18 protein-coding genes are annotated in these 17,538 nt (G+C 46.8%); 8 read left to right on the top strand and 10 right to left on the bottom strand.

Features of this window, described 5'->3' with window-relative positions:
- Positions 1–230: 230 nt before the first annotated feature.
- The 4 genes from rplI to BGP75_RS07805 form a co-directional block, all read right to left on the bottom strand.
- Entirely contained in the window at positions 231–677 is a 447-nt protein-coding gene (gene rplI / locus BGP75_RS07820) for a 50S ribosomal protein L9 (protein ID WP_076717313.1), read from the bottom strand.
- A gap of 141 nt (positions 678–818) precedes the next feature.
- Positions 819–1,046 carry a 30S ribosomal protein S18 gene (gene rpsR, locus BGP75_RS07815; protein WP_076717310.1) on the bottom strand — a complete coding sequence of 76 codons (228 nt, stop codon included), beginning with the start codon at positions 1,044–1,046 and terminating at the stop codon, positions 819–821.
- Between the two features lie 44 nt (positions 1,047–1,090).
- A complete protein-coding gene (rpsF, locus tag BGP75_RS07810; RefSeq protein WP_076717308.1) occupies positions 1,091–1,540 on the bottom strand; it encodes a 30S ribosomal protein S6 in 450 nt (149 codons plus the stop codon).
- Between the two features lie 288 nt (positions 1,541–1,828).
- Positions 1,829–2,737: a LysR family transcriptional regulator gene (locus tag BGP75_RS07805; protein WP_076717306.1), complete on the bottom strand. Its 909-nt coding sequence runs from the start codon at positions 2,735–2,737 to the stop codon at positions 1,829–1,831.
- A gap of 336 nt (positions 2,738–3,073) precedes the next feature.
- Between BGP75_RS07805 and BGP75_RS07800 the strand changes: the two genes are divergently transcribed.
- From BGP75_RS07800 to BGP75_RS07790, 3 genes are all read left to right on the top strand, one after another.
- Complete coding sequence (locus tag BGP75_RS07800) at positions 3,074–4,303, top strand: OprD family outer membrane porin (protein ID WP_076717304.1); 1,230 nt, start codon at positions 3,074–3,076, stop codon at positions 4,301–4,303.
- A gap of 425 nt (positions 4,304–4,728) precedes the next feature.
- Positions 4,729–5,181, top strand: a complete 453-nt coding sequence (locus tag BGP75_RS07795; protein ID WP_083704684.1) for a DUF3806 domain-containing protein — start codon at positions 4,729–4,731, stop codon at positions 5,179–5,181.
- An 84-nt stretch (positions 5,182–5,265) separates the two neighbouring features.
- On the top strand, positions 5,266–5,547 hold the full coding sequence (locus BGP75_RS07790) for a peptidylprolyl isomerase (protein ID WP_076717302.1): 282 nt from the start codon (positions 5,266–5,268) through the stop codon (positions 5,545–5,547).
- A gap of 101 nt (positions 5,548–5,648) precedes the next feature.
- Here the strand turns inward: BGP75_RS07790 and BGP75_RS07785 are convergent, their stop codons facing one another.
- The 3 genes from BGP75_RS07785 to BGP75_RS07775 form a co-directional block, all read right to left on the bottom strand.
- Positions 5,649–7,025, bottom strand: coding sequence for a DEAD/DEAH box helicase (locus tag BGP75_RS07785; protein WP_076717299.1), 1,377 nt, complete (start codon positions 7,023–7,025; stop codon positions 5,649–5,651).
- Between the two features lie 270 nt (positions 7,026–7,295).
- Positions 7,296–7,949, bottom strand: coding sequence for an adenylate kinase (adk, locus tag BGP75_RS07780; RefSeq protein ID WP_076717297.1), 654 nt, complete (start codon positions 7,947–7,949; stop codon positions 7,296–7,298).
- A 455-nt stretch (positions 7,950–8,404) separates the two neighbouring features.
- Positions 8,405–9,001, bottom strand: coding sequence for a 2-hydroxychromene-2-carboxylate isomerase (locus tag BGP75_RS07775; RefSeq protein ID WP_076717295.1), 597 nt, complete (start codon positions 8,999–9,001; stop codon positions 8,405–8,407).
- 428 nt (positions 9,002–9,429) lie between these two features.
- Here BGP75_RS07775 and BGP75_RS07770 point away from each other — a divergent pair, with 428 nt between their 5' ends.
- The gene (locus tag BGP75_RS07770; protein WP_076717293.1) at positions 9,430–9,846 is read left to right on the top strand and encodes a globin; all 417 of its coding nucleotides are present in this window, start codon (positions 9,430–9,432) and stop codon (positions 9,844–9,846) included.
- 11 nt (positions 9,847–9,857) lie between these two features.
- Here the strand turns inward: BGP75_RS07770 and BGP75_RS07765 are convergent, their stop codons facing one another.
- Positions 9,858–10,043 carry a hypothetical protein gene (locus tag BGP75_RS07765; protein WP_076717291.1) on the bottom strand — a complete coding sequence of 62 codons (186 nt, stop codon included), beginning with the start codon at positions 10,041–10,043 and terminating at the stop codon, positions 9,858–9,860.
- 226 nt (positions 10,044–10,269) lie between these two features.
- On the opposite strand from BGP75_RS07765, the gene hrpB reads away from it, so the two are divergent.
- Complete coding sequence (gene hrpB / locus BGP75_RS07760) at positions 10,270–12,864, top strand: ATP-dependent helicase HrpB (protein WP_076717289.1); 2,595 nt, start codon at positions 10,270–10,272, stop codon at positions 12,862–12,864.
- Between the two features lie 137 nt (positions 12,865–13,001).
- On the opposite strand, the gene BGP75_RS07755 is transcribed toward hrpB, so the two are convergent.
- Both BGP75_RS07755 and BGP75_RS07750 read right to left on the bottom strand, forming a co-directional pair.
- Complete coding sequence (locus tag BGP75_RS07755; RefSeq protein ID WP_076717287.1) at positions 13,002–13,895, bottom strand: sulfurtransferase; 894 nt, start codon at positions 13,893–13,895, stop codon at positions 13,002–13,004.
- 123 nt (positions 13,896–14,018) lie between these two features.
- Complete coding sequence (locus BGP75_RS07750; protein WP_076717285.1) at positions 14,019–15,302, bottom strand: tryptophan--tRNA ligase; 1,284 nt, start codon at positions 15,300–15,302, stop codon at positions 14,019–14,021.
- 354 nt (positions 15,303–15,656) lie between these two features.
- Here BGP75_RS07750 and BGP75_RS07745 point away from each other — a divergent pair, with 354 nt between their 5' ends.
- From BGP75_RS07745 to yaaA, 3 genes are all read left to right on the top strand, one after another.
- A complete protein-coding gene (locus tag BGP75_RS07745; RefSeq protein ID WP_076717283.1) occupies positions 15,657–15,944 on the top strand; it encodes a hypothetical protein in 288 nt (95 codons plus the stop codon).
- Between the two features lie 317 nt (positions 15,945–16,261).
- A complete protein-coding gene (locus BGP75_RS07740; protein ID WP_076717680.1) occupies positions 16,262–16,495 on the top strand; it encodes a DUF2789 domain-containing protein in 234 nt (77 codons plus the stop codon).
- Positions 16,496–16,753: 258 nt separating this feature from the next.
- A complete protein-coding gene (gene yaaA, locus BGP75_RS07735) occupies positions 16,754–17,530 on the top strand; it encodes a peroxide stress protein YaaA (protein WP_076717280.1) in 777 nt (258 codons plus the stop codon).
- The last annotated feature ends 8 nt before the right edge of the window (positions 17,531–17,538 follow it).

The raw sequence follows: 17,538 nt of genomic DNA, 5'->3' as shown, positions 1-17,538 counted from the left end.
ACGGTACTATAGGATCGGGAATTGTAGCAGACGGACAAAAAAAAGCACCGCTATCCAGCAGTGCTTTATATCCATCTTTGGATTTCTCATCATGAACATCCCTCCTTTCCACCTCGTATCAACAAGGCCAGAAAAGGCTGACAGGATAATCCACCGATGGTACGAAGCTTTGTCTGGACAGAACGATCAGGTCAATCTGACGACAAAAGCTTCGTGATGCAATCAGCTAATTACTCAGCAACAACGATCAGAGCGATCTTGGCAGTAACTTCACTGTGCAGCTGAATAGCGATTTCAAATTCGCCAACAGCACGAATCGCACCTTCAGGCAGACGAACTTCGCTCTTCGCAACTTCAATACCAGCTTCAGTGATTGCATCTGCAATGTCACGAGTACCGATAGAGCCGAACAGCTTACCTTCGTCTCCCGCTTTAGCAACGATTGACAATTCGATCTCGTTCAGCTGCTCAGCACGCGCCTGAGCTACAGCCAGCTTGGCATCAGCCGCTTTTTGCAGTTCAGCACGACGTACTTCAAAGTTCTCCAGATTCGCTTTAGTGGCTGGAATAGCCTTACCAAAAGGAACCAGAAAGTTGCGACCGTATCCTGACTTAACAGTGACTTTGTCACCCAGGCCACCCATCTTGCCAACTTGTTCGAGTAGAATGACTTCCATCTCGCAAACCTCATTCAATTGACTGAACCCTCAGGTCCAGCTACCTGCAACAGTTTTTATGGCACCAGCCAACCGTTACAGGATATATCTATTTCCTCTGCATGCTAATCAGCACACAGCCCTCAGTCAGTACAGCCTGACTTACAGGTGGCTATCGGTATAAGGCAACAGTGCAACGTAGCGAGCACGCTTGATAGCGGTAGCCAGTTGACGCTGGTAACGAGCCTTAGTACCTGTAATACGGCTAGGTACGATTTTACCAGTTTCGGTAACGTAGCCTTTCAGGGTTTCCAGATCTTTATAGTCGATCTGAGTAACACCTTCAGCAGTAAAACGGCAGAACTTTCTACGACGGAAAAAACGAGCCATTATAAATCTCTCCTAAAGAATATGTTTAAAGCGATACTAACGAGTTATTCGCTAGCTGCTTCATCAGACTGTGGCGCTTCTTCAACTGCAGACGCTTCCTCAGCCTGGTCGTCACGCTTAGGAGCACCTTCACGCTTAGGTCCTTCACGACGAGGGCTGCGACGGTCGTCACGAGCTTCAGCAGCTTTGATCGGAGAGATTTCGGTAACCGCATCTTTCATGCGCACAACCATGTTACGAATAACGGCATCGTTAAAACGGAACAGATTGGTCAGCTCGTCCAGAGTTTCACCAACGCACTCAATGTTCATCAGCACGTAATGAGCCTTGTGGATTTTGTTGATAGGGTATGCCAACTGACGGCGACCCCAGTCTTCCAAACGGTGAACCTTACCTTCGGCAGCTTCAATGATGCCGGTGTAACGCTCAATCATGGCAGAAACCTGATCGCTCTGATCAGGATGAACCATAAAAATAACTTCGTAATGACGCATTTCATCTCCTTACGGGTTAACAGCCTCCCAATCCGTAACAGCCATTAACTTGAATGGCTCGGTGAGAAGCAAGGAGTTAACTGTAGGTGTATTTTGGGAGGCGGTATTATAATGACCGTAAACCCTATTAGCAAGAAAACATCATGGCCATTTAAATCCGTGACTGAATCACAGCATCTCTCAGCGCAATCCCTCGTTTAAAAAGTTGTTTGCTGTCGCAAGTGCATCGGCGCCATCCGCTACCGGCGCTTAAAAAAAACACGCCGCCCTTTTGCCCGGGGAAGCTGATTACTCTAAAGAATCTGAATGACAAAACTGACCTCGTTCGATCAGCGCTTTTTGCTGTCGCAGTTTTTCAGTAAAAAAGGTCCGAAAGATTTTAAACCGGGCTGTATTTCGATAATCCGTATGAGACAGAATCCAAAGCCCCATTGGCGGGCTACAGTAATTAACCTCAACTCGTTCCAGCTCTGGATCACTATCGCCGATAAAACAGGGCAAGTAACCGATACCCAGTTGCTGTGCTACCCCTCTGACTAAAAGATGCAGCGAGTTGATCATGATGCCCGGCGTCGCCTTCGGACAAACCTTGGAGACCCACTTCGGCACAATACCACTGTCATGGGGTAAGCACATATAACGCACATCAGGATGATTCAGATCCGGATGAGTGTCGAGATAATTACCAGCCCCGTACACCCCGAAGGTAATTTTTGAAATCTCCTGCCCAATCAGGGATTCGGGGGGTTCATTGGTTACTCGAATTGCGATATCCGCTTCCCGAGCACTCAAATCAAGAGTCTCCTGGCCAATTAACAGCTCCAGTCTGATTTGAGGGAACCGCTGCTGAAACTCAGCCAGGTGTGGAGCAACCAATATGGAGGCTACAGGCTCTGGCATTGTGACTCGCAAAGGTCCAGATAACTGGGCATCCCGAGCAAGCAAATCTCGACTGATAGATAAAAAAGTATCTTCCATGCCTTCCGCACGGGCGATAATCGACTCCCCTTCTGCAGTCAGCAGGTAACCACTTGGCGTTCTTTCGAAGAGCAAAACCCCCAACTGCGCCTCCAGTTGCTGAATTCTGCGGGATACAGTTGTGTAACTGACGCCTAACTGATTCCCCGCAGCAGTGACTGTTCCAGCACGGGCCGCTGTTAGAAAGTATCGAAGATCATCCCAGCTTAAATTCATCATTCGTGCATATTTGCACACAGTCTGTGCAAAAACAATCCTACCAATTCATTCATGCACGAAATACACTGCGCCGACCGATCAGGGAGTTAGAAAGAACTGCTCTATGGAAAACCACGTTAGAGAGCGTTATAACGTAGAAAACCATATAACTTAACGATCTGCATGAAAGAGTCCTGTAGATGACGCAGAAAGTGCTGTAAATAGCATAGACTGTACTTTCGATAATGCTAAATTAGTATTAAAGTGACATCCGTATTAATTGAGCGTCAGTATATACATACCATCAGGTTTGATTTGTACCCGTGATGGCAAATTCGATTTTGGAGCAACCAGTAAATGTTCATCAAACGCACCCTACTATCCACGGCGCTATTGGCAGCAGCCATGCAGGTTCAAGCTGGAAACGATGATAGCGGTTTTATTGCAGACAGCCATTTGAATGCAAATCTTCGTACCTTTTATTTTAATCGTGACAAAATTGGCACAGCTGATTCAGAAGCATTGGCGCAGGCACTTCGTTTGGATTTCACCTCTGGTTACGCATCAGATTTAATCGGCTTTGATGCTTCCCTGTTCACATCCCAAAAATTGAGTGGTGATGACGGTGAAGGGGGGACCGGTCTTTTGCGCACCAAGTCTGACGGTTCCCAAGGCGGCTATACCAAAATTGGACAAGCTTATCTAAAGCTCAAGCTGGGTGAAAGCGCCAACCTAAAAGCTGGTCGTATGGTCCTCGACACACCTCTATTTAATGATTCAGATTCTCGGGCAACCCCCAGCTCGACTCAGGCGATTATCGCAGAAGCAGATATTTCCGGAGCCAGGATCTATGGAATCTGGTCAGACAAAGCAGCGGATAAAACCGATGAAGATTTCGAAAACTATACGGATAATCAAGGCAATGACTATGAAGTCATTGTGATTGGTGGTGGTTACGACTTCGACAATGGTCTGGCAGTAAAACTGGCCTATGGTGAAGCGGATAACGTGATGACACAGACTTACCTGAACGCCAGCCTACCTATCAAAATATCTGAAAAAATGACCGTTGAGCTGGACGGTCATTACTATATGGGAGAAGCGGACGGTGCAGGCGCGCTATCCAGCGTGGGTGAAGACTACGACAGTGACCTGGTAAACCTGGCAGCTCGGCTTGTTTACGAAAAAATGAAAGTCACTCTATCCTATCAAGCCGTTGACGGTGATGAATATGAAGAGTCCTGGGACGGGTTCAGTAATGATGACACAGGATTAAGCACCTGGAACTCTGTGCAACGATTGGACTTTGATCGAGCAGAAGAACAATCCTGGCAGGTTCGATTTGATTATGCTTTTACCAGCGTTCCCGGTTTAACATTTATGACCCGCTATACTCGTGGCGATAACATTCAGCGTTCAGACAACACCGAAGGCAAAGAATGGGAACGTAATATCGAACTCAAGTATAACTTTCAGGAGCTGGATGGTCTGTCTTTGCGCTGGCGTAATTCTACCGTGCGTTCAACAGAAACCGTTGATACAAACGAAAACCGTCTGATCCTTAACTATAACGTGGCAGTATTCTAATCAGAGAAAGACCTGCACCAAATGTAAGGGAATCTTCGAATAAGCCCATTATGTTCGCAAGTTCCTAAGGTACAAGTATAGATTAGCGATTGTGTAAGAGATTGCCTGTCGGGCCCCCTTCCCGACGGGCGTTTTTTTTGCAGCTGATTAAACCCTGGCAATCAGGACCCTTATTCAAAAACCGCAACCCCATTACTTTCCCTTCTTACTTTTTCCTTCTTACCTTTTTCCTTCTTACCTTTTTCCTTTTACAGCACTCCCTCTCACAAACAGCCATTACCTTTCAATCGGATGAACAGGCAGTAATTGAGCACAAGCGGTTACCTCAGAGTCATAATATCGTGACTTTTCGGTCACATGGGATAAGATCCCAAGATTGCCGTCCAACTTATGGATGCGACAGCTAACCCGCTCCTGGAGAAATTATGCAACAAATGATATCCCTCCCCAATCAGGACGATATCAATCAGTTGACTAAACAACTGAATTTTGCAGAATTAAGAATCAGCTTGATTATCGAGGGCAGTTCTTTCGATGGATCTCTCAATGACCTGGATCTAATTCAGCAAGCATTGGATTCCGGGGAAATAGCAGCGACCGATACTATTGATCTGCAAACATTAGGGGTCCCATTCGGACAGCTATTCATCAACTACAATCCTGGCTTTAGCTGGTGGATGGTTGACGACAATATTGGCCGGGCCCCATGCATCCGATACAGGGAAACTGACCTGTTACTCTACCCTTTAACCTTAATTTCAAAGAGAATAGAAGATGGTGAAGTGGTAGACGTAAAACAACTCTTTATAAACTTAAGCCAGCAGCTGGAAGAAATTACCAGTAAGTTGGATTTACAAGAATCACCTTCTGATAATTAGTATTCGGTAGTTATACTCAAAGCAACCTGACAACAAAACAGTTGATTTCTACTCTTATAAAAACCAACGAATTTGGAGATATTTATGCTAAAGGCCAAGGCACGACACATTCTGGTGGATTCCGAAGCACAATGTGAGACTCTCAAATCTGAAATTGAAGCCGGTGCAGACTTTGCGGACGTGGCTCGCCAACACTCCAAATGCCCTTCGGGTCACGACGGTGGTGATCTTGGAGAGTTTGGCCGTGGCCAGATGGTTCGCGAGTTCGATGAAGTAGTCTTCTCTGCTGACCTTAATAAAGTCCAGGGGCCAGTTAAAACACAATTTGGTTATCACCTGCTGGAAGTCACCAGCCGCACCGAGTAATAGTCTTTACCTATTCTGAGTAACTGAAGAAGGCGCAGTCACCGCGCCTTCTTCAGGAAACCTGCGAACAAGTTCCTTAAGCCTTCAGAGTTGTAGTCCGACTAGGAATCTTTGCGTTTTTTAAACGCACCAAACCCATCACCCAAATCTTTCTTCAATTGCTCCTGAGCTGCACTGGGCGCTCTGCGTTTGCCGACCGATTTTCGATCACGATGACGCTGTTTGCTCTTGTTTTCGTCATCCTTTTTATTTCCTGCGGACTTTTTACTGCCAGAGGATTTCTTTTTGCCCACCGCTTTACCGGAGGCCTTTAATTTTTTAGGCCCTTTGTATTTTCCTTCCAGCCCCTTCACGATGCGGCGTTCAAATTCGATCTTCAGATAGCGCTCAATACTGGACATCAGATTCCATTCTGAGGCGCTAATCAGGGAAATCGCCAACCCCTGCGCTCCCGCTCGACCTGTTCGTCCGATTCGATGAACATGATCATCACCACTGCGAGGCATATCAAAATTGACGACTAAATCAATCCCTTTAACATCCAGTCCACGTGCTGCCACATCAGTACAAACAAGTACATCGATATGCCCACGGCGAAGCAGATCCATCACTCTGTTACGTTCAAGTTGCTCCATTTCACCATGAAGCACCGCCGCACGGATTTTGTGATACTGCAAAAATCCAGAAATGCCTGCGGTTTGATCCCGGGTATTAGAGAAAACCAGAGCTTTGTCAAAGTTTTCCTGACCCAGCAGTCTTACTAACAACTCCTGCTTGTGCTTGACGTCATCGGCCAGCACAATTTGCTGATGTATATTATCGTGGCCATCCTTTACCCGGTTAAGGATGATTTTTTCGGGTGTCTTCAACACCGTTTTCGCTATTTTTGTGACCCCGGCATGATTCAAAGTTGCTGAAAGTAGCAAGGTTTGTTTTTCGGGATTACAAGCCTCGGTAATTTTTAGCATATCTTCGCTAAAACCCATATCGAGCATACGATCCGCTTCGTCCAGAACCAACACCTCAAGATCAGCAAGCTCAATCGTCTTGTGACTAAGATGCTCTACCAGCCGCCCCGGTGTCGCGATAACGATCTCGGGGTTCTTACGCAGTATTGCTCGCTGATATTTAAGATCAGCCCCACCGGTAATCAGTCCGATTTTCAGATGGGTAAAGCTGATCAAATCATTGCAGTGCTTCATCACCTGACGAGCCAACTCTCGGGTTGGTAGCAATATCAAAGCACGAGTGGCCGAATTAGGTGCCTTTTTCTCAAGTAACTGATGCAACATTGGCAACAGAAATGCTGCCGTCTTACCACTTCCTGTCTCAGCACTAACCAGTAAATCCTTCCCCAGAAGAGCCATCGGAACAGCTCTTACCTGAACAGGAGTAGGCTCGTTAAAATCTTGTTTTTCAATCGCTTTTAATAGCCTCTCGTGAAGCCCTAGTTCAGAAAACTGCTTATCTACTGACAATGGAAATGCCTCTGACTGCGTACAGTCGAATTAATCATTGGGGAACAAGCAGCGCCTATGCACACTGCTGGATGACGGCTATTCTACCCTGTTATCTGGCAAGATATTAATACGACAATACATTTTGTAGAAAATAACCAGTCCACTGGATGCCAGATCAAAGCATCTAAGAGGTCGTTACAGCACCTGTAAAAAAGCCGGCATTTAATAATGCCGGCTTTTTTACACTTCCCCTCTCTTCTATCAGGGGAGTTGCAATACTTAGGTTCCTTAGGCTAACTGGGCAAATACCGCGTCGCGGATATCTTCAACAGAACCGACACCAGCGATATATTTATAAGCAGGAGCTGCGTCAGCGTCTTGATCAGCCCATTCCTTATAGTAGTTAATCAATGGAGCCGTTTGGTCATGGTAAACCTTCAGGCGATCACGGACTGTTGCTTCATTGTCATCAGCCCGTTGAACCAGATCTTCACCAGTCACATCATCTTTACCCTCAACCTTAGGCTGATTAAAGATAACGTGGTAAGTACGGCCAGAACCAGGGTGAACCCGACGGCCACTCATACGCTTAACAATTTCTTCATCAGCAACATCGATTTCCACAACACTATCGATTTTAACGCCAGCTTCTTTCAAAGCGTCAGCCTGCGGAATGGTGCGAGGGAAACCATCAAATAAGAATCCGTTTGCACAGTCTGCCTCAGCGATACGTTCTTTAACCAAGCCGATGATAATCTCATCAGAAACCAGTTGCCCTGCGTCCATGACTTCTTTGGCTTGCTTACCCAAGGGTGTACCCGCCTTGACCGCAGCTCTCAGCATGTCGCCTGTTGAAATCTGCGGAATGTTGTACTTCTCGGTGATGTACTGTGCCTGAGTACCCTTTCCAGCGCCCGGTGCGCCTAGCAAGATGATACGCATAAATGCATTACTCCATTATAATTTTAGAAATCTGGTTTCAGCAGGCAGGACACAAGCACCTCGATGTCACTATTTGCATCCAATACCAGCCTGAATTCAATCATGGGCAGCAAAAATAGTCAGTAAAGCCCCTTTGAGCAATACGACATTAGCACTACTGGTTATGCAAACTACGCAGGCATTAGCGTTGATCAGGCTGGAACTCGCTAAAAAATGTTCGCAAAGGCTATCACTATTCAGAGCTGAAAAACAGCATTTCAAAATCAGCCCTATAGTGCCTTCTGTTATGACTGGCCTCAGGCAGATTGAGACCCGCTGAGATTAACGCCTCCGCTGCCATTCCCCCACCCCTCACTTAGGCGCATGAATCCTGAGGACTACAGCTTTCACGGGGGAGCAAAGCAAGATCACTGAACAAAAATCCCTCAACAATAACCAGGCGAAAAGGTTTCCACCTATAGCTGAAGGGCCCTCTCAACAAAGTCCAATCGATCTTGGCCAAAATAAACCTGATCATCGATAACATAACAGGGAGAGCCAATCACCCCTTTACTGATTGCCTGATCGGTATACCGGTCAATCAGTATCTGCGCCTCAGGTTGATCTGATAGTGATGTCAGCTGTGATCCATTCAGCCCACATTCATCGGCAATGGAGGCCAATGTAGCCACATCAGACAAATCCCTCTCTTCACTCCATACGGCTTTCAAACAGGCTTCAGAAAGAGCAGCACCATCTTCTCCCTGCAAAATGGCAGCGGCAATCAATCGACAGGCGGGATCAGGATCTACCGGGAAAAATTTTGGCTGTAAATTGAGCGGAAGACCCAGGTAATCCCGCCACCGTTCCAACTCCTGCAACCGGTTAGCTTGTTTAGATTGCGGTCTCTTGCCAACCGGAACCGCTCCGACAGTAGCAAAGACACGACTGATATCTACGGGTTTCCAACTCGCAGAGACTCTGGTGTTTGCGACAATCCTGCGAAAACGAGCCATACCCAGATAAGCCCAGGGAGAGATGGGAGTAAAATAACATTCAACGTGAGCCGACATAGGAACCTCTGGTAATGGTGGTGTTTTTTTATAACTTCAGGGAGCAATGACAGAGACTACCCTTTGGAACTAAGAATAGCCGACAAAACAAATCTTTATAAGAAACTCTGGATCGGAGACCCTTGTATATCAGTAAAGCAACAGGTCGTCCGATAGCCACAAAAACCAGTCAAAATTGTTTTGCATCAAACGGCAGGACCTGCTTTGATGACATACTGTTTATCAGCATGTTCTGATAAATACTGAAATTTGATGTCACAAGTCAGAAGACAAGCCCTGCTGCTTAAGGGACAACCATCCTGAGTGCGGGCCTTTTATCTTTGTGCCTTCTATCTAAAATCAGTAACAGATCGGGGTAACAGATTGCTGAACGGCTGATCCCGAATTACACTTTTCTTAACACACTAACATTTACCGGTCAGTTCAAGATGGATTTCGAACATATTTTCGACGAGAGTTATGAGCGGGTCCTCAAAGTAAAGTGCAATAATAAAGGCTTCTTCCAAGCGTTTTATGACCGCTACATCGCCTCTGATCCTCGTGTTGCGGGACACTTCAAAGGCACGGATATGGAACGCCAGCAGCAATTACTTGAGAAATCCTTCTATCGATTAATCGTTTTTTACGCCACAAACTACGCTGATGACTATCTTGAGCAGGTCGCTATTAAGCACAGCAAACTGGCACTGAATATAACACCTGATCTTTATGATTCCTGGCTGGATAACTTAATGATAACAGTCGCAGAATTTGATCCGCTTTATGATGAAAACACTGAATTGGCTTGGAGACTGGTTCTTTCAACAGGAATCACATATATGAAGTTCAAACACAGTCACTGCTAAAACAACGAAGGTTACCACCCCTCAGGGCTTGGCTTCGATTTCTTTTTGCGCTTCCACACCCCAATTTTTTTCTTTGGTTTTTCGTCCATAGCCATTGCTTTAGAGAAGCGATCTTTTAATACTTCAAGCTTCTCTTCTTTTCTTTCATGCTCTTTCTGCTCACGTGCTCGGGAAATATCAACAATCTTATCTGCCATTAGAAATCACCTCCGCTATTTAGCTTAGCGCAGCTTGAGGTTTGGGGAAACAGTTTCTCCGAAGATGTTAATCCGCTAGGCTAGCTTTGGTACAGCTTGCAGTTCCAGAGATACAACCAACGACCCCCTGAGTAAACAACAGGGATTATATGAAGGTTTTATAGCTGAGTCACCTTGATAAAACTCTACTCACCAAAAGCCGTAAAAAACTTCAAATGAGAACTGAATGACCACTCTGCCAATAGAAGAAAAGATCCCAGAGATTCTGGAAACACTGGATGCCCATACCCTTTGTCTGCTCCAGGCCTCTCCAGGCGCAGGAAAAACCACCCGTATTCCGTTAGCGCTGCTGGGTCAATCCTGGCTGGGCGAGCAGAAGATCATCTTGCTGGAACCTCGACGAATCGCCGCCCGCAGCGCCGCCCGGTATATGGCCAAATTACTCAATCAACCGCTGGCCGAAGATGTGGGCTATCGTATGCGATTAGATTCCAGGACCGGTCCGAACACACGAATTGAAGTGGTAACCGAAGGCATTCTAACCAGAATGATTCAAGCCGACCCTTCTCTGGAAGGCGTAGGCTGCATTATTTTTGACGAATTTCATGAGCGATCCTTACAAGCAGACTTGGGGTTGGCTCTATCACTGGAGTCTCAACAACTCTTTCGTGAAGATCTTCGAATTTTGATCATGTCCGCCACCCTCGACAGCACCTCAGTCAACAACGCTTTGGGTACTGATATTCCAATAATCAGCTCTGATGGACGCAGTTTTCCAGTTAAAACTCATTACCTCGGGGGCAGATTAGCGCAGTTTAGAATCTCAGAGCTAGTCAACGATCTCTGCCAGATCATTGCAGAAACGAGCGGAAGTATCCTTTGTTTTCTGCCAGGTAGTGGTGAAATTCATAGAACCTTAAAAGCATTAGAGCAGGAGTCGCTACCCGATAAACTCCTGCTCGCACCTTTATTTGGCGCCTTGACCCCGGAACAACAGGATTTGGCCATAACTCCGCCCCCGGAAGGGTGGCGTAAACTGGTACTCGCCACCGATATCGCAGAAACAAGTCTGACGATTGATGGGGTAAATGTTGTGGTGGATACCGGACTGACCAGAAACCCGCGCTTTGATCCCCGCAGTGGAATGTCAACGCTCATCACTCAGCGTATCAGCCAGGCCTCTGCGGAGCAGCGTCGCGGCCGGGCAGGACGCCAACAGGCCGGTCATTGTTATCGACTCTGGAGCCAGGAACAGGAGTATCAGTTCGAGTCTCATGCCCCTGCCGAAATACTCCATGCAGATCTGGCATCCTTAGCACTGGAGTTGTCTGCCTGGGGAGCAGAAGCGAGTGAGCTTTGCTGGCTTGATGCCCCGCCCACTGCCCACCTTAATCAGGCCCATGCTCTGTTAAAACAGCTTGGTGCTCTGGATCAAGATCACAAGATAACCCCTATGGGCAGCTCAATGATTACCTTAGGTACTCATCCACGCCTTGCCCATATGATGCTGAAGTCTAACGATCTGGGTCTAGCCCGCCTGGGCTGCGATCTGGCGGCATTGCTGGGAGAAAGGGATCTGCTATCAGCCAATCATCCAACGGCCAGAAACAACCAGCCATTGCAAAAATCAGCTGATATTAACCTAAGGCTTGATCAGTATTATTCCGCTCAGGATCAGCTTACCAACAGGAAAAACCAAACGAATAAAAACAATCACTCCCTTATTCAGCGAATTCATGCAACCTCCAGCCGCTGGCAACGCCATCTGAAACCTTCGACTGAACAGTCTACAACCCGCAAACTCAGTCATGCGGGACTTTTGCTGTGCTTTGCATTTCCTGACAGAATCGCTCAACAACGTTCGACAGACAGTCTGAATTATCAGCTGCGCAACGGTAAGGGGGCGGCATTCTCCCATCGTGATACTCTTTGTCAACACCCATATATAGTCGCAGCAGACCTGGACGGTAAAGGGGCAAACGCGCGTATCTACCTGGCGGCTCCGGTAGATGAGAGAGATTTGTTGACCCATTTCCGGAATCAGATCACCGACCGGACCGATGTTTTTTGGGACTCTTCCAGCGAGTCCGTCAGAGCCCGTCAGCGCAGCAGTCTCGGAGCACTGGTCCTCACAGAAACCCCGGTACCCCCATCTGCTGAGCAGTTGACACAAGGGTTACTCAGCGCAATTCGCCAGCGGGGCGTTGAGCAGATACCCTGGTCCAAACAAGCGCAAAACATCAGAGCCAGAATCTCCCTTATTCACCGCTACACGGCCGACGCGACAAACTCAACCGAGCCACAGTGGCCGGATATGACAGATAAATATTTAGAAGATCGGCTTGAAACCTGGTTAGCGCCTCATCTGGAAGGTTTCAGAAAGTTGGAGCAATTAAAGCAACTCGATTTTTCACAATTACTACTGAATCAGCTTGAGTGGAAGCAACAACAGCAGTTACAACAATGGCTACCCAGCCATTATCAGGTGCCCAGCGGTTCTAATATCAGTATCGATTATCTCAGCAGGGAAGATCCGGTTTTATCGGTTCGAATTCAGGAACTGTTCGGTCTTCAACAAACCCCAACAGTATTAAACGGTCGGATACCACTGACTTTGCAGTTACTCTCTCCCGCTCAGCGGCCAATACAATTAACGAATGATCTGGCTAGCTTTTGGCGTAATACTTATGCAGAAGTCTGTAAAGATCTTAAAGGGCGTTACCCGAAGCACTACTGGCCAGACAATCCATTACAGGCACAGGCTACACGGACAACTAAACGAAAGATGGAAAGTAAAGAGACCGCTGACCACAAGAAATAGAAAAGAACATACAGTTTACCGGTAAAAAACCCCTCACTCATAATATGGGTGAGGGCTTTCATTTACACTTTATTTACAGAAAGTAACCCTGTACAGAAAGTAATGCTATTGCTCTGAAAGGCTGTATGATTTTAAGATCAGACAGTTGCAATCGGTCGCTGAAAATCCCTTATCCACTCGCTCCATGAGCCGGCGTAGATCCGAGAGCCAGTCAGCCCGGCCCGTTCCATCGATAACTGATTATGACAAGCGGTAACACCAGAACCGCACATATGAACAACCTGCTGAGGTTCTCGAGCACCAAGCAGCAGGTGCCATTCCTGCCGCAGTTGAGTTGCAGGTTTAAAACAGCCATCGGGCTGCAGATTTAACTGAAGGGCTCGATTCAGCGCCTTAGGGACATGACCAGCTACCGGGTCTATCGGCTCCTGCTCTCCGCGGAAACGTTCAGAGCTTCTGGCATCAATTAGCAGGAATGCCTCCGTATCCAGGTTTTCAAGGACTTCGTCGACGTTTACCACTCCATCAGAGTTCCAGGAAAAATACGGCTGTATACCTGACGACTCAGTAGCGATGGAGGTGGGGGCACCAACAGAGGTTGCCCTGCTAACTCCCACACTCGAAGAGACTCTTTTCCCCGCTTGCTTCCACTTTGGAAAACCACCATCCAGCACAGCAACCCTGGTATGCCCGAGCATATTCAGTAACCACCAGCAACGGGCAGCCATGGCTCCCCCCATACTGTCATAAACAACAACCTGAGTACCTGGATTAATTCCAATTCCACTAAACCAGCCAGCCAGTTCTTCCACCCGCGGTAAGGGATGACGACCGCTGTCCGGGGTTATAGCTGAAGACAGCTGTTCATCCAGATGAACATACTGAGCACCAGGAATATGACTTTCCAGATAGGCATTTCTACCGGACTCGGTATCCATAAGGTCAAATCGCCCATCCAGAACAATCCAGCTGGGATTATCCAAATTCTGCTCTAACGTATCAGTATCAACCAGAGTACGATACTCGTTCATCCCATCCCCCTATTACCGACTTCTGACAACAATACCATTCACTCAGCAAACTGATATTCATTCGGCCGACGACAACCCTTGTGAGTCTTGATGTTGAGCTTAACCTGCTGGTCTAGTTCAGCCTTAACTGAAAAGCGAGGCAAACTCTTCCTGTAAAACAGCCAGTTCATTTTCAGCCTTTTGTTTCGCTTTCTTTTTCAGGCTTGCTACCTGCTGCTCTTTTTCTTCCAGTACCTCACGAGCGGCGGCCACCGAGTCCTCGGCATTAGCAACCTTATCAAGTACCGGCTTCAGCTGCATCAGGATACCACGACGACGTCCTTCTTCAGCTCGGGCAATCTGCTCTTCAGATTTTTCCTTTTTCTTCTGAGCCCCTTCAGCAGCCACTGTAATAGTGCTGTTAAGTGATTGGATACCGACAGCCTCACGAACCTTTTTCAGCATCGGAACAGAATATTCACGAGCCTTTTCAGCCCCCTGTTGTAAAACAAGCTCAACGGCCCCCAGATCATTCATGAGTTCGGTATAACGCTGACGGGGTTCACTCAAGTAATTGTTAAGGTATTCAAACAGTTCTTTCTTAGCATCTCCCCAGCCAATACCTTCATAGAATTTGACGCGGTAAGCGGCAGTTTCTTCTTCACTGGCAAATGACGAATAGAGTTCAAACAGAGTGCTTGTATCAGGATCTTTTGGTTCTCCGGGCTCTCTCAGGTCCGTGTGTATCTGGTTAATCAGCTTACGCAGTTGATCCTCACTACAAAACAACGGGATCGTATTGTCGTAGCTTTTACTCATTTTGCGACCATCCAGACCGGAAATAGTCAGAGGATCCTCATCGATCATGGCTTCAGGCAACGTAAAGAGGTCTGCAAATGTGTGATTAAAGCGACCTGCTATATCCCGGGCCATTTCAATATGCTGGATCTGATCCTTGCCAACCGGGATTTTTTCACCATTAAACATCAGAATGTCCGCAGCCATCAGCACGGGATAGCTAAACAAACCCATCGTGACCCCATCATCGAGATCAGTCTTATCAGCATTGCGGTTTTCATCCACTGATGCTTTATAAGCATGGGCGCGGTTCATCAGACCTTTCGAAGTAACACAGGTCAACATCCAGGTGAGTTCAGTAATTTCAGGGATGTCAGATTGACGGTAAAAGGTGGCATTGTCAGCGTCCATACCCAAGGCAAGCCAGGTTGCAGCAATCTCACGGGTGGACTGAGCAACCCGTGCGGGGTCATGACATTTGATCAGGGCATGATAGTCAGCCAAAAAAAAGAAACTGCAGAGATCTTTATCTTTGCTCGCCTTAACTGCTGGTTTAATAGCACCCAGGTAATTTCCCAGGTGAGGTGTTCCCGTGGTAGTGATACCGGTTAGTACACGTGTCTTGGTCATGATCTCTTCTACTGGTGGTTCACAGCAACAATGATTTGGGGAATTTCTAAGCCAGTTCTTTGAGCCAGGGGCCAGTTACCATAGCCAATAGCTTAACAGGCTGGACTTATGTCAGAGACTCCATAGAAAAATAAGTGGCGCTTATCATACAGGAAAGCATCCTGACAACGCCATGCGTGAGCTTTATCAACACGTTAAATCTTAATTTTCGGCATATCCGTTAAATCCGCTATCTACGATCTTAATCCACTACCGACAATGGTCGAATTTACCTGACCGGGGATGGGTTTTAGAGTCCGCCTATTCGATTGATAAAAAGCGATTGATAAAAACGAATGATAAAAAGGACAACTCTTGAATGCTCATGATATCGGCTCCTGGATAATAGCGATAACATTCGCCATAACCTGCGCCTACCTGATTTACGAGGGCAAACGATACCAACCATTAAGCCTGCTGGGATACCTGGCGACTGCTCTCATGATGTGTTTCAGCGGACTACTGTTCACCGGAGCTGCCAGTTATGCTGTTTCAATAACGGGCTCCTCCCTGAACAATGAAATACTGCTGGGACTATTGGTTTCTGTTGGAGTTTTTCTTGCTATGCTGGTCAGACATCGTTGGAACCGCTCCAAAGAATAGACGGCCGCTCAACCCAGCCATAAGTTAGTCCCAACAACTGAGACTCTGTACCAAAATCCTGACACCTTGCGTAACTCTCCCAAAGTAAAATCGATTTTCGCTTTCAGAACGCCAACTCCAGTCAAGCATCATCAAACTGACTATCAATATCAATGGTAGAAAAATGCTCAACTATACTGATGAGTAGTCATTCGGATTCATGTTGGAAGTCAGGTCTGCATAATTCTAAAAATATAAGTGCAAAACCTTAAGCCTGAGAACATCAATCTGCACGACGGGGAATTAGGTACGATTCGATGATTGTTGGGGGAAATACCATGGACATGAGTAGCCACACATTAAGCACATTGTTTGATCAACTCGGCTTACCGAGTGATGAACAGAATATTAAAAAGTTTATTGCAAAGCACCGAACTCAGACGGGTCTCGATCCGCTGGAAGGCGCACCTTTCTGGTCTCCGGGGCAGGCGCAGTTTTTACAACAGGCATTGACGGAGGATTCTGACTGGTCGGAAGTCGTCGATGAGCTAAACATACTGCTACATTCTTAAAACAGATGAACCCGCCAAGCGGTTAACAACTTTCCGTTGTCTTTATCTGATCAAAACGCTGGGATATTCCAGCGTTTTGATTATACTGGCCTCTGGAACTGGCCAGCTTCAACATAAGCCTTTTATTGTATGCTCTGGCTACGTGGCTATTCGCAGATAAGAGAATTGCCGTATGTGTGCAGCTAGTCACAAAGTTGAATCGTGTTCCGTTCGAAAAACACCACCCCCATGTTAAGACGCTAACCTGAGAGTAGATCCATGCTTATTGTGGTTTCCCCAGCCAAAACATTAGATTTTGAGACTAAGCCTCATATTGATGAGTATTCCCAGCCAGATTTCCTCGATCAGTCGCAGTTACTTATTGACCGAATGCGGGAACTGTCCCCTCAGGATATTGCCACATTAATGAAACTCAGTGACAAGCTGGCCTCACTCAATGCCGCCCGTTATGAGCAATGGACGCGCCCCTTTAGCAGCCAGAATGCTAAGCCGGCAGTCTTAGCGTTTAAAGGCGATGTTTATACAGGTCTGGACGCTTCGTCTCTGGACACCAGGGATCTGCAATTTGCTCAACAGCATCTGCGGATACTGTCAGGTCTCTACGGGTTGTTACGTCCTCTTGACCTTATTCAGCCGTACCGACTGGAGATGGGGATAAAGCTTACGAACTCTCGCGGAAAAAACCTTTATGAGTTCTGGAATGATATCCTCACTCAACGCCTCAACAATGAGTTTAAGGATCAACACAACCAGACACTGATCAATCTTGCATCTAACGAGTACTTTAAGTCGATCAATACAAAACAATTGAGCGCTAAAGTTATCACTCCTGTCTTTAAAGACTATAAAAACGGCAAGTATAAAATCATCAGCTTTTATGCAAAGAAAGCCCGTGGCCTGATGACTCGGTACATTATCGAGCATCGCCTTGAAGAGCCTAATTCAATTAAGGATTTTGACTCCGAAGGCTACTATTTTGTGCCCAGTGAGTCCAACGAGAAAGAATGGGTTTTCTATCGCGATCATGCAGAATAGAGCAGTAG

The organism is Motiliproteus sp. MSK22-1, assembly GCF_001968815.1.
In the GTDB taxonomy this organism is placed as follows: domain Bacteria; phylum Pseudomonadota; class Gammaproteobacteria; order Pseudomonadales; family Balneatricaceae; genus Motiliproteus.
The sequence above is the reverse complement of the archived record's forward strand: the minus strand, read 5'-3'. Positions and strand labels throughout refer to the sequence as shown.

What these genes read in the sequence shown, in the direction of transcription:
- BGP75_RS07805 (WP_076717306.1), bottom strand. Translation starts at nt 2,737, where the DNA reads ATGATGAATTTAAGCTGGGATGATCTTCGATACTTTCTAACAGCGGCC.
- BGP75_RS07770 (WP_076717293.1), top strand. Translation starts at nt 9,430, where the DNA reads ATGGATTTCGAACATATTTTCGACGAGAGTTATGAGCGGGTCCTCAAA.
- adk (WP_076717297.1), bottom strand. Translation starts at nt 7,949, where the DNA reads ATGCGTATCATCTTGCTAGGCGCACCGGGCGCTGGAAAGGGTACTCAG.
- yaaA (WP_076717280.1), top strand. Translation starts at nt 16,754, where the DNA reads ATGCTTATTGTGGTTTCCCCAGCCAAAACATTAGATTTTGAGACTAAG.
- rpsR (WP_076717310.1), bottom strand. Translation starts at nt 1,046, where the DNA reads ATGGCTCGTTTTTTCCGTCGTAGAAAGTTCTGCCGTTTTACTGCTGAA.
- BGP75_RS07790 (WP_076717302.1), top strand. Translation starts at nt 5,266, where the DNA reads ATGCTAAAGGCCAAGGCACGACACATTCTGGTGGATTCCGAAGCACAA.
- hrpB (WP_076717289.1), top strand. Translation starts at nt 10,270, where the DNA reads ATGACCACTCTGCCAATAGAAGAAAAGATCCCAGAGATTCTGGAAACA.
- BGP75_RS07740 (WP_076717680.1), top strand. Translation starts at nt 16,262, where the DNA reads ATGGACATGAGTAGCCACACATTAAGCACATTGTTTGATCAACTCGGC.
- BGP75_RS07755 (WP_076717287.1), bottom strand. Translation starts at nt 13,895, where the DNA reads ATGAACGAGTATCGTACTCTGGTTGATACTGATACGTTAGAGCAGAAT.
- BGP75_RS07775 (WP_076717295.1), bottom strand. Translation starts at nt 9,001, where the DNA reads ATGTCGGCTCACGTTGAATGTTATTTTACTCCCATCTCTCCCTGGGCT.
- rplI (WP_076717313.1), bottom strand. Translation starts at nt 677, where the DNA reads ATGGAAGTCATTCTACTCGAACAAGTTGGCAAGATGGGTGGCCTGGGT.
- BGP75_RS07800 (WP_076717304.1), top strand. Translation starts at nt 3,074, where the DNA reads ATGTTCATCAAACGCACCCTACTATCCACGGCGCTATTGGCAGCAGCC.
- rpsF (WP_076717308.1), bottom strand. Translation starts at nt 1,540, where the DNA reads ATGCGTCATTACGAAGTTATTTTTATGGTTCATCCTGATCAGAGCGAT.
- BGP75_RS07750 (WP_076717285.1), bottom strand. Translation starts at nt 15,302, where the DNA reads ATGACCAAGACACGTGTACTAACCGGTATCACTACCACGGGAACACCT.
- BGP75_RS07795 (WP_083704684.1), top strand. Translation starts at nt 4,729, where the DNA reads ATGCAACAAATGATATCCCTCCCCAATCAGGACGATATCAATCAGTTG.
- BGP75_RS07765 (WP_076717291.1), bottom strand. Translation starts at nt 10,043, where the DNA reads ATGGCAGATAAGATTGTTGATATTTCCCGAGCACGTGAGCAGAAAGAG.